The 22,942-nt window shown below is 63.3% G+C and carries 19 protein-coding genes and 1 tRNA gene; 15 read left to right on the forward strand and 5 right to left on the reverse strand.

What is annotated here, in order from left to right; translation table 11 throughout:
- Window positions 1-84 precede the first annotated feature (84 nt).
- Together HW932_RS17970 and HW932_RS17975 are read right to left on the reverse strand one after the other, a co-directional pair.
- Window positions 85-1,374: a citrate synthase gene (locus HW932_RS17970; protein WP_176977864.1), complete on the reverse strand. Its 1,290-nt coding sequence runs from the start codon at window positions 1,372-1,374 to the stop codon at window positions 85-87.
- A 3-nt stretch (window positions 1,375-1,377) separates the two neighbouring features.
- Complete coding sequence (locus tag HW932_RS17975; RefSeq protein WP_176977865.1) at window positions 1,378-2,361, reverse strand: aldolase catalytic domain-containing protein; 984 nt, start codon at window positions 2,359-2,361, stop codon at window positions 1,378-1,380.
- Window positions 2,362-2,717: 356 nt separating this feature from the next.
- Between HW932_RS17975 and HW932_RS17980 the strand changes: the two genes are divergently transcribed.
- Together HW932_RS17980 and HW932_RS17985 are read left to right on the forward strand one after the other, a co-directional pair.
- The gene (locus HW932_RS17980; protein ID WP_176977866.1) at window positions 2,718-3,026 is read left to right on the forward strand and encodes a DUF485 domain-containing protein; all 309 of its coding nucleotides are present in this window, start codon (window positions 2,718-2,720) and stop codon (window positions 3,024-3,026) included.
- Window positions 3,026-4,747, forward strand: a complete 1,722-nt coding sequence (locus tag HW932_RS17985) for a cation acetate symporter (protein WP_176977867.1) — start codon at window positions 3,026-3,028, stop codon at window positions 4,745-4,747. The genes HW932_RS17980 and HW932_RS17985 overlap by 1 nt, the downstream gene beginning before the upstream one ends.
- 91 nt (window positions 4,748-4,838) lie before the next feature.
- Here HW932_RS17985 and HW932_RS17990 read toward each other — a convergent pair whose 3' ends face one another.
- From HW932_RS17990 to soxB, 3 genes are all read right to left on the reverse strand, one after another.
- Window positions 4,839-5,750, reverse strand: coding sequence for a diguanylate cyclase domain-containing protein (locus HW932_RS17990; protein WP_176977868.1), 912 nt, complete (start codon window positions 5,748-5,750; stop codon window positions 4,839-4,841).
- A 1-nt stretch (window position 5,751) separates the two neighbouring features.
- On the reverse strand, window positions 5,752-10,683 hold the full coding sequence (locus HW932_RS17995) for a PAS domain S-box protein (protein WP_246296918.1): 4,932 nt from the start codon (window positions 10,681-10,683) through the stop codon (window positions 5,752-5,754).
- A 70-nt stretch (window positions 10,684-10,753) separates the two neighbouring features.
- Complete coding sequence (soxB, locus tag HW932_RS18015; RefSeq protein ID WP_176977869.1) at window positions 10,754-12,538, reverse strand: thiosulfohydrolase SoxB; 1,785 nt, start codon at window positions 12,536-12,538, stop codon at window positions 10,754-10,756.
- Between the two features lie 322 nt (window positions 12,539-12,860).
- Between soxB and soxX the strand changes: the two genes are divergently transcribed.
- The 13 genes from soxX (at window position 12,861) to HW932_RS18080 (ending at window position 22,869) form a co-directional block, all read left to right on the forward strand.
- Window positions 12,861-13,247, forward strand: a complete 387-nt coding sequence (gene soxX, locus HW932_RS18020; protein WP_176977870.1) for a sulfur oxidation c-type cytochrome SoxX — start codon at window positions 12,861-12,863, stop codon at window positions 13,245-13,247.
- Window positions 13,248-13,276: 29 nt separating this feature from the next.
- The gene (gene soxA, locus HW932_RS18025) at window positions 13,277-14,122 is read left to right on the forward strand and encodes a sulfur oxidation c-type cytochrome SoxA (RefSeq protein ID WP_176977871.1); all 846 of its coding nucleotides are present in this window, start codon (window positions 13,277-13,279) and stop codon (window positions 14,120-14,122) included.
- Window positions 14,119-14,463, forward strand: a complete 345-nt coding sequence (locus HW932_RS18030) for a hypothetical protein (RefSeq protein ID WP_176977872.1) — start codon at window positions 14,119-14,121, stop codon at window positions 14,461-14,463. Before soxA ends, HW932_RS18030 begins: the two co-directional genes overlap by 4 nt.
- Window positions 14,464-14,515: 52 nt before the next feature.
- Entirely contained in the window at window positions 14,516-15,190 is a 675-nt protein-coding gene (locus tag HW932_RS18035) for a rhodanese-like domain-containing protein (protein ID WP_176977873.1), read from the forward strand.
- A gap of 119 nt (window positions 15,191-15,309) precedes the next feature.
- Window positions 15,310-15,394, forward strand: a tRNA-Leu gene (locus tag HW932_RS18040).
- A 26-nt stretch (window positions 15,395-15,420) separates the two neighbouring features.
- Window positions 15,421-15,843 carry a YajD family HNH nuclease gene (locus tag HW932_RS18045; protein ID WP_176977874.1) on the forward strand — a complete coding sequence of 141 codons (423 nt, stop codon included), beginning with the start codon at window positions 15,421-15,423 and terminating at the stop codon, window positions 15,841-15,843.
- 119 nt (window positions 15,844-15,962) lie between these two features.
- A complete protein-coding gene (gene rlmKL, locus HW932_RS18050) occupies window positions 15,963-18,170 on the forward strand; it encodes a bifunctional 23S rRNA (guanine(2069)-N(7))-methyltransferase RlmK/23S rRNA (guanine(2445)-N(2))-methyltransferase RlmL (protein WP_176977875.1) in 2,208 nt (735 codons plus the stop codon).
- Window positions 18,163-18,780: a cytochrome c biogenesis heme-transporting ATPase CcmA gene (gene ccmA, locus HW932_RS18055; RefSeq protein WP_176977876.1), complete on the forward strand. Its 618-nt coding sequence runs from the start codon at window positions 18,163-18,165 to the stop codon at window positions 18,778-18,780. The genes rlmKL and ccmA overlap by 8 nt, the downstream gene beginning before the upstream one ends.
- A 7-nt stretch (window positions 18,781-18,787) precedes the next feature.
- Window positions 18,788-19,459 (forward strand): heme exporter protein CcmB, encoded by a 672-nt coding sequence (gene ccmB / locus HW932_RS18060; RefSeq protein WP_012971368.1) that lies wholly within the window; start codon window positions 18,788-18,790, stop codon window positions 19,457-19,459.
- A 6-nt stretch (window positions 19,460-19,465) separates the two neighbouring features.
- Window positions 19,466-20,224 (forward strand): cytochrome c biogenesis protein CcsA, encoded by a 759-nt coding sequence (gene ccsA, locus HW932_RS18065; protein WP_176977877.1) that lies wholly within the window; start codon window positions 19,466-19,468, stop codon window positions 20,222-20,224.
- Window positions 20,221-20,391: a heme exporter protein CcmD gene (gene ccmD, locus HW932_RS18070; RefSeq protein WP_176977878.1), complete on the forward strand. Its 171-nt coding sequence runs from the start codon at window positions 20,221-20,223 to the stop codon at window positions 20,389-20,391. The genes ccsA and ccmD overlap by 4 nt, the downstream gene beginning before the upstream one ends.
- 10 nt (window positions 20,392-20,401) lie before the next feature.
- Window positions 20,402-20,884 (forward strand): cytochrome c maturation protein CcmE, encoded by a 483-nt coding sequence (gene ccmE / locus HW932_RS18075; protein WP_176977879.1) that lies wholly within the window; start codon window positions 20,402-20,404, stop codon window positions 20,882-20,884.
- The gene (locus HW932_RS18080) at window positions 20,884-22,869 is read left to right on the forward strand and encodes a heme lyase CcmF/NrfE family subunit (protein ID WP_176977880.1); all 1,986 of its coding nucleotides are present in this window, start codon (window positions 20,884-20,886) and stop codon (window positions 22,867-22,869) included. The genes ccmE and HW932_RS18080 overlap by 1 nt, the downstream gene beginning before the upstream one ends.
- The last annotated feature ends 73 nt before the right edge of the window (window positions 22,870-22,942 follow it).

Raw genomic sequence — 22,942 nt, forward strand, 5'->3', positions numbered from 1 at the left:
CGTGATCCCGATGGACGCCGGTCGATCCTGTCTGTTGTCAGGAGTCTGTCGTGACCGCCGTCTCGATCAGTCCGCCCCCAGGGTTCAAACCCGCGCTTCCTTGGGCACGTGATCGGTCACGCCCGGACCGACATAGATCTGGCGCGGACGGGCGATCTTGTTGCCCTGGGTCTGGGCCTGTTCCCACCAGTGCGCGATCCAGCCGGGCAGCCGCCCGATGGCGAACATGACGGTGAACATGTTGGTCGGAATGCCGATGGCGCGCATGATGATGCCGCTGTAGAAGTCGACATTGGGATAGAGCTGGCGATCGACGAAATAGGGGTCTTCCAGCGCGATCTCTTCGAGCCGGCGGGCGATGTCGAGCAGCGGATCCCGGACGCCGAGCGTCGGCAGCAGCTTCTCGGCAACGTTGGCGAGCATCCTGGCGCGCGGGTCGAAGTTTTTGTAGACCCGGTGCCCGAAGCCCATGAGCCGGACCTTGCTGTCCTTGTCCTTGGCCAGTCGCACGTACTCCTCGGGACTGATGTGGCCGCGATGGATCTGTTCGAGCATCTCCAGCACCGCGACATTGGCCCCGCCGTGCAGCGGCCCCCAGAGTGCACAGACACCGGCCGCGCAGGAGGCGAACAGATTGGCCTGACTGGAGCCGACCATGCGCACCGTCGAGGTCGAGCAGTTCTGCTCGTGATCGGCGTGCAGGATCAGGATCAGGTTGAGCGCATCCTTGACGATCGGATCGCAGACATACTCGGCATAGGGCTGCGAGAACATCATGTGCAGGAAGTTCGGCACATAACGCTGCCCCGGATGGGGATAGATGTAGGGCTGCCCGATCGAATGCCGGTAGGCATAGGCGGCGATGGTGCGGATCTTACTGATGAGTCCGGCGGCGGCGGTCTGGAAGTGATCCCTGTCCTCCAGCTCGAAATAGTCGGGATGGAAGCAGGAGAGCGCGTTGATCATGGCCGAGAGGATGGCCATGGGCGGCGCCGAGCGCGGGAAGCCCTCGAAGTGGTGCTTCATGCTCTCGTCGAGGTTGGCGCAGGCGGTGAGCCGCTCGGAGAAGATCCGGTACTCCTCGGCACTCGGCAGATGCCCGAAGATCAACAGCCAGGCGACCTCGACGAAGTTCGGCGCCTGCTCGAACTGCTCGATGGGGATACCGCGATAGCGCAGGATGCCCTGCTCGCCGTCGATGAAGGTGATGGCGCTCTCACAGCTGCCGGTGTTGCCGTAGCCCGGATCGAGCGTGATGTGGCCAGTGCGCGCGCGCAGATCCTGGATGTCGATCGCACGTTCGCCCTCGGTGCCCTCGCGGATGGGGAAGCGGTACTCCTGGCCGTCCAGGATCAGGATCGCGTCACTGGCCATGGTTCAGATCTCCGCCACCAGTTTGTCGTAGAAGCCCAGGAAGTCGTCCGGGGTCGGCCCCTCGCGCCACTCGATGGCGCTGCGCGGGTGCTGGTTGAGCTGGCCGGTGAGGTTGTAGGGGATCGACGGCCCCCAGTCGAGTTCCCGGCGCAGGGGGAACAGGTATTTCTGGATCACCTCGATCACCGGGCGCACGTCGAACTTGGGATTGCGCAGGAAGCCGAGCAGCAGTTCGGTGTGACAGTTGCCCGCACCGCGTCCGAAGCCGTACATGGTGGCATCGACCCGGTTGCAGCCGAGGATGATGGCCTCGATGGTGTTGGCGAAGGCCAGTTGCAGATTGTTGTGGGCGTGGATGCCGATCTCCTTGCCGGTGCCTTCCAGGGCGGAGGTGTATTTTTTGTAGAGCCGGTCGATCTGCTCGCGGTAGAGATAGCCGAAGCTGTCGACGATGACCATGGTGGTCGCCGGCGTGGGCGCGATCGACTCCAGCACGGTGTCGATCTCTTCCTCGGTGATGTTGGAGACGGCCATCAGGTTGGCCGTGGTCTCGTAGCCGAGTTCATGGGCATGGCGGATCATGTCGACCGCCTCCGAGACCTGATGGGCATAGAAGGCCACGCGGATCATCGACAGCGGACTCTCGGCGGCCGGGACGATCTGAGTCTCCCAGTCGCTCTTGCCGGCGTCGGCCATGGCCGCGAGCTTGAGTCCGGTCTTCTCGGGGTCGTGATCGCCGACCACGCGCCTGAGGTCAGCCTCGTCGCAGTGACGCCAGGGGCCGAACTTCTCCTTGGGGAAGATCTTGGGCGAGTTTTTGTAGCCGATCTCCATATAGTCGATGCCCGCCTCGACACAGGCCCGGTAGACAGCCCGCACGAACTCGTCGCTGAACTGATGGGCATTCACCAGCCCACCGTCCCGCACGGTGCAGTCGAGCACCTTGAGTTCGGGCCGGAAGGTGATCCAGGGGGCTTTGTCGGACATGGGTCGGTCTCCGCGAGGGCATGGGTATTGATCGATTCTGCATTGTCAACCCAAAGGCATTGTTCGGGCAAATAGCCGTGCGATACAATCAGCGGCTCGCACGATCATATAAATGAAATTGATAGATTAAATCTTATTCCGATTGACTCTCGACGTCAGTCAATACCAGAATCCCGCCGCTCTATACCGCGCGCATCGCCCAAATCCTCAAGACATCCACGAGAGACACTCGTATCGCCATGATGCGGGGTCATATAGCAGCGCGCGTCCATACAGTCGACGGTTTCCTCGCTCTTCAGCGAAGTTCATCACCGTCGTTTGTCTCTCGACCTCACACAACACTCGAAGGAAGACCCATGCAACAAGACTCGGTCGACGCCATCAAGGCGCATCCGCGTTATCAGGAGCTCGTCTGCTCCCGTAAATGCTTCGCCTGGAACCTGACGGTCATCATGCTGGTGATCTACTACGGCTTCATCCTGATCATCGCCTTCGCGCCCTCGCTGCTCGGCACGCCGATCGCCGACGGGGCCGTGACCACCATCGGGATGCCGGTCGGCGTGGCCATCATCGTCAGCGCCTTCGTCCTGACCGGGATCTATGTCGCCAAGGCCAACAGTCGCTTCGATGCCCTGACCAAGGCCATCCGGGAGGATCTGCAGTAATGAAGCGCTATTATCTCTGGGGCGTGCTGCTCGCCCTGCTCGCGCCCTTCGCGCTGGTGGCCGGACCCGCCGTGAGCGGCGAGGTCGAGCGTCAGGCGACCAACTACACGGCCATCGCGATGTTCATGGTCTTCGTGGCCGGAACGCTCGCCATCACCTACTGGGCCGCCAAGCGCACCCGCTCGGCCAAGGACTTCTATACCGCCGGCGGCGGCATCACGGGCTTTCAGAACGGTCTGGCGATCGCCGGCGACTATATGTCGGCGGCCTCCTTCCTGGGTATCTCGGGGCTGGTGTTCGCCTCCGGCTACGATGGTCTGATCTACTCCATCGGCTTCCTGGTCGGCTGGCCGGTGATCATGTTCCTGATCGCCGAGCAGATCCGTAACCTCGGCAAGTTCACCTTCGCCGACGTCAGCTCCTACCGCTTCGGTCAGACCCAGATCCGCACCATGGCGGCCATCTCCTCGCTGGTGGTGGTCGCCTTCTATCTGATCGCGCAGATGGTCGGCGCCGGCAAGCTCATCCAGCTTCTGTTCGGTCTGGACTACTGGATGGCGGTGGTCGCCGTGGGCGCGCTGATGATGGTTTATGTCATCTTCGGCGGCATGACCGCGACGACCTGGGTGCAGATCATCAAGGCGGTGCTGCTGCTCTCGGGCGCGACCTTCATGGCCGTGGCCGCGCTCTCGACCTTCGGCTTCTCGCCCGAGGAGATGTTCCGTCAGGCCGTCGAGACCCACCCCAAGGCGCTCGACATCATGTCGCCCGGCTCGCTGGTCACAGACCCGGTCAACGCCATCTCGCTGGGTCTGGCGCTCATGTTCGGTACCGCCGGTCTGCCGCACATCCTGATGCGCTTCTTCACCGTGCCGGATGCCAAGGAAGCGCGTAAGTCGGTGTTTTATGCCACCGGCTTCATCGGCTACTTCTACATCCTGACCTTCATCATCGGTTTTGCGGCCATCGTGCTGCTGTCGCAGCATCCGGAGTTCTTCAAGCCCGAGGCGCTCGCGGCCGATGGCTCGGTGATCAAGGATCAGCTCGTCAAGGGTATCGACGGCGGCACCAACATGGTCGCCATCCGTCTGGCCGAGGCTGTTGGCGGCAACCTGTTCCTGGGCTTCATCTCGGCCGTGGCCTTCGCCACCATCCTGGCGGTGGTCGCGGGTCTGACCCTGGCCGGCGCCTCGGCCATCTCGCACGACCTCTACGCCAGCGTCATCGCGCGTGGTCGCAGCAACGAGACCACCGAGATCCGCATCTCCAAGATCGCGACCTTCAGCCTGGGTCTGCTGGCCATCGTGCTCGGCATCGTCTTCGAGAGCCAGAACGTGGCCTTCATGGTGGGTCTGGCCTTCGCCATCGCGGCGAGCGCCAACTTCCCGGTGCTGGTCACTTCGATCTTCTGGGGCAAGATGACCACCAATGGCGCCCTGGCCGGCGGTGTGATCGGTCTGATCAGCGCCGTGGCGCTCACCATCCTGTCGAAGGCGGTGTGGGGCGATGTGCTGGGGCATGTCGACGCCGACGGCAAGTCGGTCGGCCTGATTGCGCTCAACAATCCGGCGATCATCTCGATGCCGCTGGCGTTCTTCTTCATCTGGATCGTCTCGCTGTTCGACAACTCCGAACAGGCCAAGCGCGAGCGTCATGCCTTCGAGGCGCAGCGCATCCGCTGTGAGACGGGGATCGGCGCCGAGGGTGCGGTGGATCACTGAGATCCGGTCTGAATCGAGCCAGGTCTGATCGACTCAGCTTGGCTCGTAGCTGGAAGCGAGCGGGACGCGGCCTCAGGCGCGTCCCGCTCGGTCATTCGAACCCAAGGCGATTCCGCCCCTGAGACTTGGCCTGATACAACGCCCGATCGGCGCTCTGCTTCAAGGCCTCGGCGTCGCGCTTTGGCTGACGCGGTGAATGCGTGGCGACACCAACGCTGATCGTGACATGAGGCGCTACGTCCGAGTAGGCATGCTCGATCCCGAGTGCTCGCACGGCTTCGAGCAAACGCTGGGCGAGATGCCCGGCTCCCGCTTCGTCGGTCTCGGGCAGCACGGCCGCGAATTCCTCTCCCCCATAGCGCGCCACCAGATCCGTTGGGCGTTGCGGCACCTGATACAAGGCTTGCGCGACCTGCCTCAGACACTCGTCTCCGGCTCCATGGCCATAGTGATCGTTGTACGGCTTGAACTGGTCGATATCGACCATGAGCAGCGACAATGACTGCCCGTTGCGGGTCAAGCGCCCCCATTCCTCCCGGAGCTTCTGATCGAAATGACGACGGTTGGGGATCTGGGTCAGGCCATCCTGCATGGCGACCTGTTCGAGCCGGTCGGTGCGCAGCTTGAGATGGATCTGATTGCGCACCCGAGCGCGCACGATCGCCGGGCTGAACGGTTTGCTGATGTAGTCGACCGCGCCGAGATTCAGTCCATGTTCCTCGTCCTGCTCCTCGCCGAGCGCGGTGACGAAGATGATCGGGATCGCCTTGGTCGCCTCGTCATTCTTGAGCCGGCAGCAGACTTCATGACCATCCATGTCGGGCATCACGATATCGAGCAGGATCAGATCCGGCGGCGGTGTCCGGGCCGCGAGTTCCAGGGCTTTTTCACCGCGCGTGGCGGTCAGGATCCGGTAGTCTTTCTTCAGTAGCGCGGCTAGGGCATGAATATTGGCCGGCTGATCATCGACGATCAGCACGGTGGCTTGCGACTTGTCCAACACATCACACCTCAATGGGTTCAACGCCGGTCCGCTCGGCCAGCGAGCGCAACAGGGCGGCCGCCTGATCATGCTCGAAGGCGTGCGTGAGTCGTCGCAACTCATCGGCGCCGGCGCACTCACCCTGAGCCTGTATGAAATCCGTTACCCGGGCCAACACCATCTCATCGACCAGTTCGCCCGTGGACAGCGATTTTAACAGTTCGCTCAGGATGGGCGCGATCGCCTCGGGCGTCTCCACCGGATCGGTACGGGTCGGAATGGCGGACGGCAGATCCGGCACGACGAGCCGGTCGCGAACCTCGCACAATGCATGCACGAAGCCGTGCTGCTCGGACTCCGGAATCGGCTCATCCTGCCGGACGAAGGCTTCGAGACGGGCCGTCGCCGCCGACAGCGTCTGCGCGCCGACTGTAGCCGCCAGCCCCTTGAGCGTATGCAGCAGACGCCGTTTCAGGCTGTACTCGATGTGATCCAGGGGGCCGAACAGCGGTTCGAACTCTGTTTCGAGCTGCTCCTTGAAGAGCTGGAGTGCACGTTGATAGAGCACCTGATCGCCATCGAAGGCCCGCAGTGCTCGCGCCGTGTCGATGATCTCCACGAGCTCCGGCCGTGGCGATGGTTCGACCGCCGGCGGTCCGACAGCCTGATAGCCATCCGGGGTCAGCCACGTCTCCAGCATCTCGAACATGGCCTGGATTTCGATGGGTTTGGCCAGATGATCATTGGCTCCCGCCAGTCGTGCCTGCTCGCGATCGGCATCCATGACCGCCGCCGACAGCGCAATGATCGGCAAAGCAGGATATCGTTCGCGGAGGCGCCGGGTCGCCTCGAAACCGTCCATGACCGGCATCTGCAAATCCATCAGCACCAGATCGACCGGCGCCTGCTCGACACGGTCGAGGGCCTCCAGGCCATTGTGAGCAAGCACGATCTTGATCCGGGTCTTGTCGAGGATGGCCGTGGCGACCTCGCGATTGAGCGCATTGTCTTCGACCAGCAGCAGAGTGCGCTCGCTGAAGCAGGGAATGTGGCGGGCGGCGGCGACAGGTTCTCGATCCGACTGTTTGGAGACGGCCTGCCGCATCGCTTCGAGCAGCACATTGGCCGTCACCGGTTTGCTGAGGAAGGCGCTATAGAACTCGGCATGATCGGCGACCTCCTGTTGATTGTAGGCACTGACGATCAGCGCCGGAATCGTCTCGCCCTTGAGGACGCCCAGACGACGCAGTGCATGCAGCTCCTTGAGCGCCTGGAGTCCGTCGAGCTCTCCCGGCATCTTCCAGTCCATGAGAATGAACTGAAACGGCCGCCCGGCCTGCTCAGCGGCTTGAACGGCCCGGATAGCGGCCTGACCACTGCCGGCCTCCTCCACATCGAAGCCATGATTGACCAGCAGACCGCGCAGGATGGTGCGGGCGGTAGCATGATCGTCGACGATCAGCACCCGAGCGTCGGCCGGCAACTCGGCTGTGGGTAACGGACCGGCTCGATCCGATGACAGCGGCAGGGTCAGATCGAAATAAAACCGACTGCCCGCTCCAGGCGTCGACTCCAGCTCCAGGGTTCCGCCCATCTTTTCCACCAGTTTCAGACTGATGACCAGTCCGAGACCGGTTCCGCCATAGCGGCGCGTCGTGGAACTGTCGGCTTGCGAGAACGGCTTGAACAAACGCTCCTGCTGCTCGGGCGTGATCCCGATACCTGTGTCACGCACTTCGAAGCGCAGGCGCGCCGACGCGCCGGATCCGGCATCGAGCTGACGGATCGCGAGCAGCACCTGTCCACCCTGCTCAGTGAACTTGACGGCATTGCTGAGCAGATTGATCAGGACTTGCCCCAGTCGCAAGGCATCGCCCTCGACCCGGCGGCTCGATGCCACAGCCAGATCGAACAGCAGCTCGATGCCCCTGGAATCGGCTTCGCTCCCAAAGAGAGTGCGCATCTGATCGAGCAGGTCATCGAGACAAAACGGCTGAAGCGCCAGATCCAGTTTACCGGCCTCGATCTTGGAGTAGTCCAGGATGTCGTTGATGATCCCGAGCAGCAGCCGCGATGCATTGCGAATCTTGCCCAGATAGTCGCGCTGCTTGGCGTCGAGCGGTGTGTCGAGCAGCAGATCGCTCAAGCCGATCACGGCATTCATGGGCGTGCGGATCTCATGGCTCATATTGGCCAGGAACTGGCTCTTGGCGCGACTGGCATGCTCGGCAGCCTCCTGAGCCTGCTTGATCTCAGTCAGATCGTTGTAAACCGCCACCACCTCGCCGGATGAGAGTTTGAATACCGTGTTTTCACGCCAAGCCTGGAGATAATTATCTTCATAATACGCCGATGGCAGATATTCGGTCTGCCCAGTCATGTTTACTCGTCGCAACACATCCACCAGCCCCATTTCGATCGTGGCGGGAAAACACTCCGTCAAATATCGACCAACCACATCCTGGCGCCTAGTTCGATCGATTCGTTCAGCGGCCGGATTGTAATCGGTGAATATAAAATCCCGACCATCGTCAGTTGGTTGATAAACGGCGACCGCACTGCCGTTCTTCTCAAAGATGCCTCTAAAGCGTTCTTTTTCGGCTTCGAGCGCATCCTTTGCATACTTGGCCTCAGTGATGTCGACATCACTCCCACGATAGCCGAGCAGTCGGCCTTGATCGTCGATGATTGGAATGGCATTGGTCGACACCCAGATCACCTCACCATTCTTACAAAGGATCGGGTTGACATGGCCCTGGAATTTGACCTGCTGAGAGATTATGCTGAGGGCCGCTCTCTTGAATGCTTCGCGCCCCGGCTCGGGATGGAGATCATAGAAATAACGCCGACCAACGATTTCGACCGGGGTATAGCCCCAAACGATCTCCGCGACTGAACTCAAGTAGGTATAGAGTCCTTGAGCGTTCACTTCCCAGGTCACGGTTCGGCTCTGCTCCGCCAACTGTTGCAAGCGCTGCTCGTGATTGCGGATTTCACGCTGCGCCTCCTGGAGCGCCGAAATGTCCTGAATAATCGACCAAATAACCTCGCGCCCCTCGGGCGTCGTGGTACAAAAACCGTTGAGCAGCACAGGATAACGTGAACCGTCCTTGCGAATATATTCCTTTTGAAAAGGACCGTAGCTACCTGTCTTTCTAACCGACTCCAAGGCTTTCTCTTCTTCAGGAAAATATTCATCCGGAGTGAGATCCCAGTAACTCAGTTGCCGGAACTCTTCTTGGGTATAACCGGCCGGTTCATTGATGGCGCGATTAAACTCCAGAAATTCACCCGTCTGAAAGTCATTCATCGCGATCCCGACCGGAGAGCGCTCGAACAGCCCTCTGAACTTGGCCTCTTCGGCCTGCAATCGACGATTGGCGACGATGCGATCAGTGATGTCTTCATTGACGCCGACAACGCGAATCGCTTGCCCCAGATGATCGTGGGTAACCCGAGCTAGGCCGCGCAGGGTCCGGATTTCTCCATCGATCGCACGGCGAATTTGAAACTCGACATCAAAAGGCCGGCCAAATTGGATCAGGTCTCGAAAATCCGCTTCCACACGCTGTAGCGAATCCGGAAGCACGAGCGACGACCAATCCAGGAATCGATAACCGAACTCTCTCGGTTCGAGGCCATAGAGCTGGAACATCCGCTCATCCCAGATCAAGCGATCCAGCTGGATGTCATAGTCCCAGATCCCGAGATTGGCCGCTTCTGCGGCCAATTGCAGTCGTTCCTCGGTTTGACGCTTTTGATGTTCATCCTGTTTGCGGCGACTAATGTCACGAACGACGGTCAGCAGCACCGGACGCTCATCGAAATCCAGGCGCGACACCGCGACACTCACATCGATGATCCGGCCATCCTTGCATCGATGCTGGGTTTCGAATTCATCACGCCCCTGAGTCAATACCTGATGGATATGCGCCGCGACTTCCTCGGCGGATTCCCGGACTTCGTAATCGCTGATATGCAAACGCGAGAATTCCTCGGGTGTATAACCGAGTTGCGTACAGGCCACCTGATTGAATTCCAGGGTCGACCCATCGCGGGGATCGATCAGCAGGGTGGCGTCCGGATACACCTCGAACAGGGTGCGGAACTTGACTTCCTGCTTCTCCAGTTCATGACGTGCCAGAATCTGAACCTGTTGTTCCAGGACATGCGTCTTGAGCAGATTGAACCAGTTGTTGTAGTAGAGGCTGACGAGATCCCTCTGGCTGACCAGCCCCAGAATCCGCCCCAGCGTATCGACCACCACCACGCGCTTGATACGCTCGCTTCGGCACAGCCGCAGGGCGTCGGAAATCGTGGCCCCCTCATCGAGCGTCAACAACGGATGACTCATCCGCGTCTGCATCGGCCGGTTCAGGTCGGCGCCCTCATCGATCAACTGGATCAGATCACGCTGCGTCAGAATGCCGGTCGGCCGCCCTTGATCGATGGCAATCGCGGCGGTGAAGTGCCCGGCATCCATGGCGCGCATCACCTCCTGGAGGCTGAGATCCTGGCTGACGACCAGGGGCTGGATGCCGTGGATCAGATCACCGAGACTCTGGGCCTCGGCCAATACCTCGGGGTCCAGGCTGGCGGCGAGATCACTGTAGCTGACGATGCCGGCGAGCCGGCCGTCGCGATCGACCAGACAGAGATGCTCGGAGCGGTTGCGGATGGCTTTGAGTCCATCCAGCACCGAATCGTCCGGATCCAGCGTCTCGGCCTCGGGCAGATCCACCTGATCCAGCCGCGTCGAGAGCGGCAGCCCCTGGACCTGAAAGCTGAGCAGATGACTGGCGAGTACCAGGCAATAACGGCCATCGGGCACAGGCACCACAACGCTGCGAATGTTGTGCCGCTTCATGGTCCTGGCCGTTTCAGCGAGCGTGGCCGTGGCCGATAGCGTGATGACTTCGCTCGTTGCAATACTGCGCAGTTTAGGGAAAAACATGATATTCGCCGCGTGATGGATACTGACGGAGGGCTTGTCGACTCAGCCGTCGGCCGATGCCCGAAAAGTATCAAGTGATGGCGCCGGCGTAATCGGCAATGCCGGGGTTGGCGCGAACGTTCTTGAGCCGGGGCGTGTCGAGCCGTTCGAGCTTGACCGTTTTGATGTCGCGCAGATAGGTCGCGACCGTATCCCAGATCGGTTCACCCGGCGCCTGACTGCCGACCGTGGCCCAGCCGGCCACCACATAGCTCTTGCCCGCCTCGATCGGCGTGCCGTCGGCCAGCTGCATCGCCTGGATGCGCTCGCCCATGGGCGCGGTCGGATCGCAGACGTAATCGAGTCCGCCCACGCGCACCATGTCGCCGCCCTGCTGGACATAGGGATCGGGGTTGAAGAGGTTGTCGGCGACATCCTCCAGGATCATCTTGAGATCCGCCCCGCTCATCGCGCGCCTGTAGGTCTCGGGATAGGTGATGCAGGTCTGGTCGAGTACGTGCTCCATCGTGATCGTCTGACCGGGCAGCACCGTCGTGCCCCAGCGAAAACCGGGCGAGAGACTGATCTGGGCGTCGTGCACCCGGCGCAGGGCGTCACAGATGACCTGATCGAAGGCGCCGTTGAAGTTGCCTCGCCGGTAGAGCAACTCGCCGGCGGTCGCCAGCTTCTCGCCGAGCCGTTCGGCATAGGGCGCGCGCACCTCGGCGATATAGTCGCGCATCGCCCGATCCGGCTCGATCAGGTTGGAGAACACCGGCAGCAGCCGATAGCGATAGTCGCTCACCCGGCCGTCCTTCACCTCCAGATCCATGACGCCGACGAACTTGCCGTTGGAGCCGGCATTGGTGACCAGGGTCTTGCCGCCGGGGTTCTCGACCAGGATCGGGGTCGGCACGCCGTCGTGGGTGTGTCCGCCGAGGATGACGTCGATGCCGCTGACGCGCGAGGCGAGCTTGAGATCGACGTCCATGCCGTTGTGAGACAGCACCACCACGATGCCCGGCTTCTCCTGCTCCCGCACCCGGTCGACGATCTCCTGCATCCGCCCGTCCTCGATGCCGAAGGTCCAGTCCGGGATGAAGCGCGACGGATTGGCGATCGGGGTATAGGGGAAGGCCTGACCGATGACGGCGACCTTGATCCCGCCGACCTCCTTGATGGCGTAGGGCTTGAAGGCCAGCCCGGAGTCTTCGTCGAACCCGGCGAAATCCTCGAAGCGATAGTCGAACAGCGCCTCTTCGCGCACCCGGACGTTCTGAGCCACGAATTCGCCCTGGAACTCGGCGATGTTGCGGATCACCTCCTCATCGCCATAGGTGAACTCCCAGTGCCCGGTCATGACGTCGACGCCGAGCCGATTGCAGGCCCCGACCATGTCCCGGCCGCGCGTCCAGTAGGCCGTGCCCGAACCCTGCCAGGTATCGCCGCCGTCGAGCAGCAGACTGCGCCCCTCTCCGGCCTGAGCGCGCAGTCGGTCGACGAGCGTCTTCAGATGCGCGAAGCCGCCGACCGTGCCGAACCGCTCGGCTGCGTCGGCGAAGTCGAGATAGGTGAAGGCATGGGCCTCCATCCCGCCCGGCGCGATCCCGAACCGTTCGAGCAGTGCCGCACCGACGCGATGCGGCGCACGACCAAGCGCGGAGCCGACCCCCAGATTGACGTTCGGCTCGCGGAAATAGATCGGATTGAGCTGGGCATGGGTGTCGGTGATATGCAGCAGGCGCACCTGACCGAAGGCCGGGATCTCATAGGGATCGGACGGGCGCTCGGCGGCGGCGCGGCCGGTGACGGGCAGCAGACCGGCCGCGCCGGCCAGGGCCATGAGTCGAACGAATTCGCGTCTGGAGAGCGACATGGGACACATCCTCCTGGGCATCGGTTATTGTTCGGAAGGCGGCGAAGCATTGTCCGATGCCGGTTCGTGCTTTGCCACGCTTGAAATCGATCACTTCTCACCACATTGAACGCGGATTGTGACCGGCAAGTTTGGCCAATTCAGCGCCTCAGCACCCTCACCGCGTGCCGACCTCTTGCCTTGCTAGGATCGGGCACTCGCGATTCAAACGGCCATCAAGAGCCGTTGGCCCGGAAGGCCGCTCATTACAACCAGCCGGCCAGGAGGCGGATCACCCTCACCTCACTGGCCGACAACGTCAATGATCGAGAGGAGATTTCGCATGCCGTTGAACGCCTCACACCGATCGCGCCTCACCGCGCTGTTGCTTGGCCTGTCGGCCCTGTCTTCCGGTCCGTTGCCGGCGGCGGGCCTCCCCGACGACCTCGCGCTCTCCGGCGATGCGGCCGCCGGCCGGGAGGTCGCCACGGACCGTGCCAAGGGCAACTGCGTCGCCTGCCATGTGATGGCGGGCGCGGAGAGTCCCGGCACGATCGGACCTGTTCTGGTCTCGATGCAGACACGTTTTCCATCCAAGCGCGATCTGGCCGCTCAGATCTGGGACGCGACCGCCAAGAACCCGGAGGCCGTCATGCCGCCGTTCGGCAAACACGAGATCCTGACCCGACAGGAATTCGTCGATGTCGTCGAATACATCTGGTCACTCTGAACGGATCGCCACCGGAGGACATCGTCATCATGACCAAGCACGGATTCCTGCTCGCGACCCTCGTCCTGGCCGGCGCCGCCCTGCCGATCGGCCCGGTCACGGCCGCCACCCCCGAAGAAGAACAGGCGGCCTTCCAAGCCTATTTCAAACAGCGTTTCCCCAACGTACCCGAGGACGAGTTCAAGAACGGCACCTACGCCATCGACCCTGTCACGCGCGAGAACTGGGAGGCGATCGAGGAGTTTCCGCCCTACGAGAATGCCATCAGCCAGGGCGAAACACTGTGGAACACCCCATTCGCCGATGGCCAGGGCTATGCCGACTGTTTTCCCGACGGACCCGCCATCATGGGCCGATATCCGCACTGGGACCGCGAACGCGGCCTAGTGATGACGCTTCCGCTCGCGCTCAACGCATGCCGAACGGCGCACGGCGAGACGCCCTTAAAGTATAAGAAGGGTCCGATCGCCGATCTGCTCGCCTACATCGCCTTCGAGTCGCGCGGTCAGATCACCCAGGTCGAGATCCCGGAGGACGATCCGCGCGCACTGGCCGCCTACGAGCAGGGCAAGCGTTTCTATTTCGCCCGCCGCGGCCAGCTCAACTTCGCCTGCGGCCACTGCCATCTCGCCACATCGGGCGCCAGGCTGCGCACCGAGACGCTCAGTCCGGCCTATGGACACACCACACACTGGCCGGTCTACCGCTCCGACTGGGGCGAGATGGGCACGCTGCATCGCCGCTTCGCCGGCTGCAACGAACAGGTGCGCGCCAAGGCGTTCGAGCCGCAGGGCGAGGAATACCGCAATCTCGAGTATTTCCTCACCTATATGAACAATGGACTCGAACTCAACGGTCCGGGAGCGCGCAAATGATCACGACGAAACGCGGAGACGGATACGGTCTGGCTGCCGGTGTGTTGGCGGCACTCCTGCCGCTGGGCGCCGCCTGGTCTGAAACGCCGGACCGAGCCCAGGCGCTTGCCGGCATCGAAGCCGCCGAGGCGGCCCGCCAGCGTGCCGATTCGGTCGGCGGGGAGTGGCGCGACACGGCCGCCATGATCGCGCGGGCCAGAGAACTCGCCGAGGCCGGACGCTATCCGGACGCCATCGAGCTGGCCGATCAGGCCAAACGCCAGGGCGAATTGGGTTACGATCAGGCGCTCGGCGAACAGAACGCGGACTTCCCCGCCTATGTGCTCGATCGGTCTCGATAGCGCCGAGCGATCATCGGCGACCATCCAACACACCGTTCAGGAGACTCGCAGTATGTCCAGCCCCCGATCCTTGCGTCTCACGGCCTTTGTACTCTGCTTCGGCGTCCCGGCCCTCGCGCTCGCCGCCGACAACAAGATCACGCCGACGCTCGAGAGCGTCCAGGTCCAGCACAATGGTCAGACTGTCACCATCCAGCGCGGACACGATCTCAATGCCACCCTGCCCGATGCCTTCCAGAAGACCGATCGCGGCTGTCCGCCCTTCTGCGTTCAGCCCATGACCGTAGTCGAGGGCGTCGAGACCATCGGTGAGCTGGAAGTACTGAACTATCTGCACCGGATGTCGCAGGGCGACAAGGACATCCTGCTGGTCGACTCGCGTACCCCGGACTGGGTCATGCGCGGGACCATCCCCGGCTCGGTGAACATCCCCTGGAACCGGATCAGCCGCGACAACGCCGGCACCTTCGAGACGCCGCGCGAGGCCGATACCTTCGAGCAGACCCTGCGTGACGACTTCAACGTCATCCGCGATCCGGCCAGCGGCGCCCTGGACTTCAGCAAGGCCAAGACGCTGGTACTCTTCTGCAACGGCATCTGGTGCCCGCAGTCGACAGCCAACATCAAGACCCTGGTCGGCATCGGCTATCCGCTGCACAAACTCAAATGGTATCGCGGCGGGATGCAGGACTGGCTGAGCGTCGGGTTGACCAGCGTCCAGCCCTGAGTGTCGCCGGGAGCGTCCGGGCGTGTTTTTCAGGGATGCGCCCGGCGTTCATCAGCGACGACCGCGCCAATCAACCATCCATACCGATTTTCCCGAAATCAGGCTAAAATGCCCGGATCGCGCGGGTGGCGGAATTGGTAGACGCGCTGGATTTAGGTTCCAGTGGAGCACTCCGTGGGGGTTCGAGTCCCCCCTCGCGCACCATCTCCCCCCTGAGACGACATCGACACATGGCCACGCACAACCCTCCCCGCCATGGCAAGACCGGCAAGCCCATCGACACCGCCAAGCTCGATCAGGTGGTCGCCAGCGCGCGCAAGGCGAGCGAGGAACGCGCCGCCGGCTATCGCGATCAGGCGCTGAAGCTCTATCCCTGGGTCTGCGGACGCTGCGCCCGCACTTTCACGCGCGAGAATCTGCGCGAGCTGACGGTGCACCACAAGGACATGGATCACGACAACAACCCGCCCGACGGGAGCAACTGGGAGTTGTTGTGCATCTACTGTCACGACAACGAGCACCAGAAGTACGAAGAACATCTGGCCGCACTCGCGCGCGGCACCGGCAAGCCGGCCAAAGCGAGCGCCGACGGCGGTTCGGCGGCCACCTTCAACCCCTTCGCCGGTCTCGGTGATCTGCTGAAGAAAGACTGAGACGCCGCACGCCCGTCGCGGTAGATGAACAAAATTTAAAGACCGGGCGGCGGGAAATCCCGTCCAATACGCACCCGACAGCCTGGTTCAGCCACCTCCCCCGGAGTCCCGCCCCGCGCATGTCTGATCATATTTTCTTTGCCTCCGCCCCCAAGCACCTCGGTAGTCTGCTGGCCGAGGAGCTGACCCGACTCGGGATGGCGGGGGCCGCCGAGACGCGCGGCGGGGCGCGTTTCTCGGGCCGGATCGAGGACGGCTATCGTGCCTGCCTCTGGTCGCGGATCGCCAACCGCATTCTCCTGCCGCTGGCGCAGGTGTCGCTGGGCGGTCCGGATGAGATCCACGACAGCGCGCTGGAGATCCCCTGGGAAGACCATCTGACACCGGATCGCACCTTCGCCATCCAGTTCGACGGCCAGCTCCAGGGCGTCACCAATCCGCACTTCGCCATCCTCCAGGTCAAGGACGCCATCGCCGATCGCTTCAACCAGCTCTACGGACGGCGTCCGAGCGTCGATCCCGACTATCCGGATCTGCGCATTCATCTCTACGGAAACCGAGACAGCCTGTCCTTCAGTCTGGATCTCTCGGGCGAGTCGCTGCATCAGCGCGGCTATCGCGACGCCGGTTCGGCCGCGCCGCTCAAGGAGAATCTGGCCGCCGCACTCCTGCTGCGCGCCGGCTGGCCCGAGATCGCGGCCGAGGGCGGCGCGCTGCTCGATCCCATGTGCGGTTCGGGCACGCTCGTCATCGAGGGCGCGCTGATCGCCGCCGACATCGCGCCTGGACTCCTGCGCGAGCGCTTCGGCTTCCACGGCTGGACCCAGCACGACGAACCGGCCTGGCAGCGTCTGCTGGCCGAGGCGCGTCTGCGCCGCACCGCCGGACTCAAGCGGCTCGGCTCGCTGCGCGGCTATGACGTCAACCCCAACGCCATCCGCACCTCGCTGCATCATCTGGAGCGAGCCGGACTCGCCGGACTGGCTCATTTCGAGCGCCGCGAGCTGGCCGACTGCTGGCCCGGTCGCGAGGACGACGAAGGACTGGTGATCGTCAATCCGCCCTATGGCGAGCGGCTCGGCGCCGACGAGGATCTGACTCAGCTCTATGCGCGGCTCGGCTCGGTGCTCAAGGAGCGCTTCGTCGGCTGGCGCGCGGCGGTCTTCACCTCCAGTCCCGAACTGGGCAAGAGTCTGGGTCTGCGCGCGACCAAGATGCACAGTCTCTACAACGGCCCGATCGAATGCCGGCTGTTGAGCTTCCAGATCGAACCGCGTTATTTCGTCAGCCATCTGCCGCGTCCCCTGCCGCCCGAAGAGCGCAGTCCGGGCGCGACCATGCTCGCCAACCGGCTGTTGAAAAACATCAAGGCGTTGCGCAAATGGCGCCAAAAGGAGGGCATCGACTGTCTGCGCATCTATGACGCCGATCTGCCCGAATACGCCCTGGCCATCGATCTCTACGAGGGCGAACGGCGCTGGGTGCATGTCCAGGAATATGCCGCACCGCCGAGCGTCGATCCCAAGCAAGCGCGCCGGCGACTGCGCGAGGCGCTGGGGCTGATCCCCGAGGTGCTGGAGGTGCGGGGCGAGCAGGTGTTCCTCAAGGTGCGCCGGCAGCAGAAGGGCCGCGCCCAGTACGAGCGGCTGGCCGAGACCGGGCGTTTCCACGAGGTCTCGGAGTACGGTCTCAGGTTCCTGGTCAACTTCGAGGATTATCTGGACACCGGACTGTTTCTCGACCATCGCGACGTGCGGCGGCTGATCGGCTCGCTGTCTGACGGCAAGCGCTTCCTCAACCTCTTCGCCTACACGGGCACGGCCACCGTGCACGCGGCCAAGGGCGGCGCGGTCTCGACCACCACGGTCGACCTGTCGCGCACCTATCTGGAATGGGCCGGGCGCAATCTGGAACTCAACGGCATCCGGGGGCCGAATCATCAGCTGATCCAGGCCGATTGTCTGCGCTGGATCGACTCCATGGCCGGACAGCGCCGTTTCGATCTGATCTTTCTCGACCCGCCGAGCTTCTCGACCTCCAAACGGATGCACGGCACGCTCGATATCCAGCGCGACCATGTCGATATCATCCAGGCGACCATGCGTCTGCTCGAACCCGGCGGGCGGCTGATCTTCTCGAACAATCTGCGCCGATTCCACATCGATCTGGAGGGGCTGGCGCCTTTCGAGGTCAGCGACATCAGCGCCCAGACTTTGCCGCGCGACTTCGCCCGCAATCCGCGCATCCACAACTGCTGGGTGATCCAGCACCCGGAGTCCCAGCCGGGCCGACCGGGCCGGAGCGACGACAAGGCCCGCCATGCTTGAGGTCATCGGACTCGAATGCCGGCGCGGTGACCGGCGGCTGTTCAGCGGGCTGGATCTGGCGCTGGAACCTGGAACCCTGCTCCATGTGCGCGGCCGCAACGGCAGCGGCAAGACCACGCTGTTGCGCACGCTGTGCGGACTCTTCACCCCGGACGCGGGCGAGGTGCGCTGGCGCGGTGAGTCGATCCGCGCTCTGGCCGAGGACTATCGGCGCGAACTGCTCTATTTCGGTCATCTCAACGGCATCAAGTCCGATCTGACCGGGATCGAGAATCTGTCGATCGCGGCGCGGCTCGACGGCGATCCGGTCGGGATCGATGACGTCTGGCAGGCGCTTGCGCGCATCGGCTTGCGCGGCTTCGAGGATCTGCCGACGCGGATGCTCTCGCAGGGCCAGAAGAAGCGCGTGGCCCTGGCCCGGCTCATCCTCAGTCGCGCCAAGCTCTGGGTGCTGGACGAGCCGTTTACGGCGCTCGACGTCGAGGCCGTGGCCCTGCTCCAGGGGCTGATCGCCGACCATGTGGCCGGCGGCGGGCTGGCGGTCCTGACCACGCACCAGGAGGTGCCGCTGACCTCGGGCCAGGTCGCCCGTCTGGATCTGGGAGACTGACACGATCATGTGGGCTGTATTCTGGTGCGTCCTCAAGCGCGATCTGCTGCTGGCCATGCGGCGGCGGACCGATGTGCTGACGACGCTGTTTTTCTTCATGATCGTGGTCAGTCTGTTTCCGCTCGGCGTCGGCACCGAGCGTCAGGTGTTGCAGATCCTGGGGCCGGGCGTGGTCTGGGTCGCGGCGCTGCTGGCCTCGATGCTGGCCCTGGAACGGCTGTTCGCGGCGGACTACGAAGATGGGACGCTGGAGCAGATGCTCCTGACCGCCCAGCCGCTGTCGCTCCTGGTGCTGGCCAAGGTCGGCGCGCACTGGCTGCTGACCGGGTTGCCGCTGGTGCTGATCGCCCCGCTGGTCGGGATGCAGTACCATCTGTCGGATGCACAGATCGGGATCATGATGCTGTCGCTCCTGCTCGGCACGCCGATCCTGAGCCTGATCGGCGCCATCGGCGCGGCGCTCACGCTCGGGCTGCGCGGCGGCGGCATCCTGCTCTCGCTGCTGATTCTGCCCCTCTATATTCCGGTACTGGTCTATGGATCTGGCGCGATCGAGGTCAGTGTCATCGATCTGTCAGATACCATGCCGTATCTTTCGCTCCTGGGCGCCTTTCTGCTGGCGGCCCTGACGCTCGCCCCGCTGGCCTCGGCGGCGGCACTCAAGATTTCGCTCGAGTGATTACACATGACCCTGAACTGGTTCAAATTCGCCTCGCCCGCGACCTTCTATCCGCTCGCGGGCCGTCTCACCCGCCCCTTCTGGATCCTGACCGGCGTGCTGCTGGTGATCGGTCTCTACTGGGGCTTCTTCCAGACGGCTGATCAGCTCGGCGGCAGCAATCCGCAGAAGGAGTACTACCGCATCATCTTCATCCATGTCCCGGCGGCCTGGATGTCGATGTGGCTCTATATCGTGCTGGTGTTCTGGGCGGCGATCGGGCTGGTGTTCAACACCCGGCTGTCGTTCATGATGGCCAACGCGGTGGCGCCGACCGGCGCGGTCTTCACCTTCCTCGCGCTCTGGACCGGCGCCTTCTGGGGCCGCCCGAGCTGGGGCACCTACTGGGACTGGGATCCGCGCCTGACCTCGGAGCTGGTGCTGTTCTTCCTCTATATCGGCTACATGGCACTGCATTCGGCCATCGACGACACCCGTCGCGCCGATCGCGCCTCGGCGCTGCTGGCACTCGTCGGGCTGGTCATGGTGCCGGTCATCTACTGGTCGATCAACTGCCCCGACCCGACTCAGTGCGCGGCCCTGCACCAGCGTTCGGGGCTGGGCAAGATCGAGAGCAACATCCTGTTTTCGATGCTGACCATGACGCTGGCGTTCTGGATGTATTCGTTTGCGACCAGCTTCATGCGATTGCGCTCGATCATCCTCACGCGTGAGGCCGAAGCGAGCTGGGTCCAGGAACTGCTGAACCGGGAGCATTCACGATGAGCGACTTTTTTTCTCAGGGCGGTTACGCCTTCTTCGTCTGGGGCGCCTACGGCATGGTGGTGCTGGTCTTGGTGGCCGAAGTGCTGCAACTGCGTCTCCAGCATCGAACCATTTTGGCGCGATTGGGTCGATTGGCCCGACTGTCCCAATCCTCGCGTCCGGAGTGAAATGCCCGATATGAAAGCACGACAGAAACGACTGGTCTTCGTCGGTCTGGCGATCCTGGGGATCGGCGCGGCCTCGACCCTGGCCATCACCGCGCTCAAGAGCAATCTCTCCTATTTCTTCAGCCCTTCGCAGGTCATCGCCAAGGAAGCGCCGGCCGATCACGTCTTCCGGCTCGGCGGACTCGTCACCGAAGGTTCGTTGCAGCGCCAGGGCGAGGGCCTGACGGTCAATTTCGACGTGACCGACAACGCCGCGACCGTCAAGGTCGCTTATGAGGGCATCCTGCCCGATCTGTTCAAGGAAGGCTCGGGGGTGGTCGCCAAGGGCCGGCTGCGCCCGGACGGCGTGTTCCAGGCCGAGGAAGTGCTGGCCAAGCATGACGAGGAATACATGCCGCCCGAGGTCGCCAGCACGCTCCAGACCGCCCATGCCGAGGGCGTGGCCAACGCCGCCGCCAACCCAAGCCCAGCCAACAGTGGAGCGGCCAACTGATGGTGCCTGAACTCGGTCATTTCGCCCTGCTGCTGGCGCTGATGCTGACGCTGGTCCAGGCCAGTGTGCCCCTGATCGGCAGCTTCACCGGCAACCGCGCCTGGATGGCGATGGCGCGTCCGCTGGCCTGGGGTCAGCTCACCTTCATCGGCATTGCCTTTCTCTGTCTGCTGATCGCCTTCCTGGGCGACGACTTCTCGGTCCTCTATGTCGCGTCCAATTCCAACACCCTGATGCCGACGCTCTACAAGATCTCGGCCATCTGGGGCGCGCACGAAGGCTCGCTGCTGCTGTGGATCCTGATGCTCGCCGGCTGGGGCGCGGCGGTCGCGCAGTTCAGCCGCAACCTGCCGCTGCCGATGATCGCGCGCGTCATCTCGGTGCAGGCGATGATCGCGATCGGCTTCCTGCTGTTCACGCTGCTGACGTCCAATCCGTTCGATCGGATCTTCCCGGCGCCGCTCGAAGGCCGTGACCTCAATCCGCTGTTGCAGGATCCGGGTCTGGCCATCCATCCGCCCATGCTCTACATGGGCTATGTCGGCTTCTCGGTCGCCTTTGCGTTTGCCATCGCCGCGCTGATCGGCGGCAAGCTCGACGCGGCCTGGGCGCGCTGGTCGCGGCCCTGGACCACGGTCGCCTGGGTATTCCTGACCATCGGCATCGCGCTCGGCTCCTGGTGGGCCTACTACGAACTCGGCTGGGGCGGCTGGTGGTTCTGGGATCCGGTCGAGAACGCCTCCTTCATGCCCTGGCTGGTCGGCACGGCGCTGATGCACTCGCTGGCCGTGACCGAGAAGCGCGCCGCCTTCAAGAACTGGACGGTGCTGCTGGCGATCTCGACCTTCTCGCTCTCCTTGCTCGGCACCTTCCTGGTGCGTTCGGGCGTGCTGACCTCGGTCCATGCCTTCGCCACCGATCCGACGCGCGGCAGCTTCATCCTGCTGTTCCTGTGCGTGGTCATCGGCGGCTCGCTCGCGCTCTATGCCTGGCGCGCGCCGACGATCTCCGGCGGCGGGCGCTTCGATCTGCTCTCGCGCGAGACCTTCCTGCTCATCAACAACCTGCTGCTGACCACGCTGGCGGTGCTGGTGCTGTTCGGCACCCTGGCCCCGCTGATCTACGAGGCGGCTGGCTGGGGCAAGATCTCGGTCGGCTTCCCCTGGTTCAACAAGATGTTCGTCGCCCTGTCGCCGCTGCTGATCCTGGCCACGGCCATCGGGCCGCATGTGCACTGGAAACATGACGAAGCCTGGCGTCTGGTGCGCGCGCTCTGGATTGCGCTGGCGCTCGGGATCGCGGCCTTCCTCACCGTCTCGATGCCGGGTATGTCCGCCGAGGCGATGGCGACCGGGTTCGGTGTCGGCATGGCGGTGTGGCTGACGGCCTCCCATCTGCTCAGTCTGTTCGACCGGCTCAAGCACAAAGGCGGACTGCGCGGACTCAAGGCCGATCTCACCGGCAACAGTCGCGGCTATTACGGCATGTGGCTGGCGCACATGGGACTGGCGGTCTTCATCGTCGGCGTGACCATGGTCTCGATCCACGGCGAAGAGACCGACGTGCGCATGTCGCCCGGCGCCAGTCACGAAGCCTCGGGCTACCGCTTCCAGTTCAATGGCGTGACCGCCGTCCCTGGCCCCAACTATCAGGCGTTCCGGGGCGACTTCGTCGTCTATCGCGGTGAGCGCGAGATCGCCCGGCTCTATCCCGAGAAGCGCAAATATGTCTCAGGCGGCATGCCCATGACCGAGGCGGCGATCGACGCCGGTCTGCTGCGCGACATCTATATCTCGCTCGGCGAGCCGGTCGGCGTCCAGGGCGACTGGGCCTTGCGCCTCTATCACAAACCCTATGTGCGCTGGATCTGGCTCGGCTGCATCCTGATGGCCATCGGCGGCACGCTGGCCGCGACCGACCGGCGTTATCGTACCGTCCGCCAGACGGCGACCGTTCCGACCGACGTCGCTCTGGCCAAGGCTTGAAGGATCGATCGTCAACGACCCCCGCCTGAAGGCGGGAGCTTGTGAAAGCAAGCTCCGACGTTGACCAGACCAA

The organism is Allochromatium humboldtianum (assembly GCF_013385175.1).
Classification (GTDB): domain Bacteria; phylum Pseudomonadota; class Gammaproteobacteria; order Chromatiales; family Chromatiaceae; genus Thermochromatium; species Thermochromatium humboldtianum.

Coding starts and splice junctions, on each gene's coding strand:
- HW932_RS18030 (WP_176977872.1), top strand. CDS start 14,119: ATGATCACGACGAAACGCGGAGACGGATACGGTCTGGCTGCCGGTGTG.
- ccmD (WP_176977878.1), top strand. CDS start 20,221: ATGAGCGACTTTTTTTCTCAGGGCGGTTACGCCTTCTTCGTCTGGGGC.
- HW932_RS18045 (WP_176977874.1), top strand. CDS start 15,421: ATGGCCACGCACAACCCTCCCCGCCATGGCAAGACCGGCAAGCCCATC.
- soxA (WP_176977871.1), top strand. CDS start 13,277: ATGACCAAGCACGGATTCCTGCTCGCGACCCTCGTCCTGGCCGGCGCC.
- HW932_RS17985 (WP_176977867.1), top strand. CDS start 3,026: ATGAAGCGCTATTATCTCTGGGGCGTGCTGCTCGCCCTGCTCGCGCCC.
- HW932_RS18035 (WP_176977873.1), top strand. CDS start 14,516: ATGTCCAGCCCCCGATCCTTGCGTCTCACGGCCTTTGTACTCTGCTTC.
- ccsA (WP_176977877.1), top strand. CDS start 19,466: ATGACCCTGAACTGGTTCAAATTCGCCTCGCCCGCGACCTTCTATCCG.
- rlmKL (WP_176977875.1), top strand. CDS start 15,963: ATGTCTGATCATATTTTCTTTGCCTCCGCCCCCAAGCACCTCGGTAGT.
- ccmA (WP_176977876.1), top strand. CDS start 18,163: ATGCTTGAGGTCATCGGACTCGAATGCCGGCGCGGTGACCGGCGGCTG.
- HW932_RS17975 (WP_176977865.1), bottom strand. CDS start 2,361: ATGTCCGACAAAGCCCCCTGGATCACCTTCCGGCCCGAACTCAAGGTG.
- HW932_RS17980 (WP_176977866.1), top strand. CDS start 2,718: ATGCAACAAGACTCGGTCGACGCCATCAAGGCGCATCCGCGTTATCAG.
- HW932_RS17970 (WP_176977864.1), bottom strand. CDS start 1,374: ATGGCCAGTGACGCGATCCTGATCCTGGACGGCCAGGAGTACCGCTTC.
- HW932_RS17995 (WP_246296918.1), bottom strand. CDS start 10,683: ATGTTTTTCCCTAAACTGCGCAGTATTGCAACGAGCGAAGTCATCACG.
- soxB (WP_176977869.1), bottom strand. CDS start 12,538: ATGTCGCTCTCCAGACGCGAATTCGTTCGACTCATGGCCCTGGCCGGC.
- ccmB (WP_012971368.1), top strand. CDS start 18,788: ATGTGGGCTGTATTCTGGTGCGTCCTCAAGCGCGATCTGCTGCTGGCC.
- HW932_RS18080 (WP_176977880.1), top strand. CDS start 20,884: ATGGTGCCTGAACTCGGTCATTTCGCCCTGCTGCTGGCGCTGATGCTG.
- soxX (WP_176977870.1), top strand. CDS start 12,861: ATGCCGTTGAACGCCTCACACCGATCGCGCCTCACCGCGCTGTTGCTT.
- ccmE (WP_176977879.1), top strand. CDS start 20,402: ATGAAAGCACGACAGAAACGACTGGTCTTCGTCGGTCTGGCGATCCTG.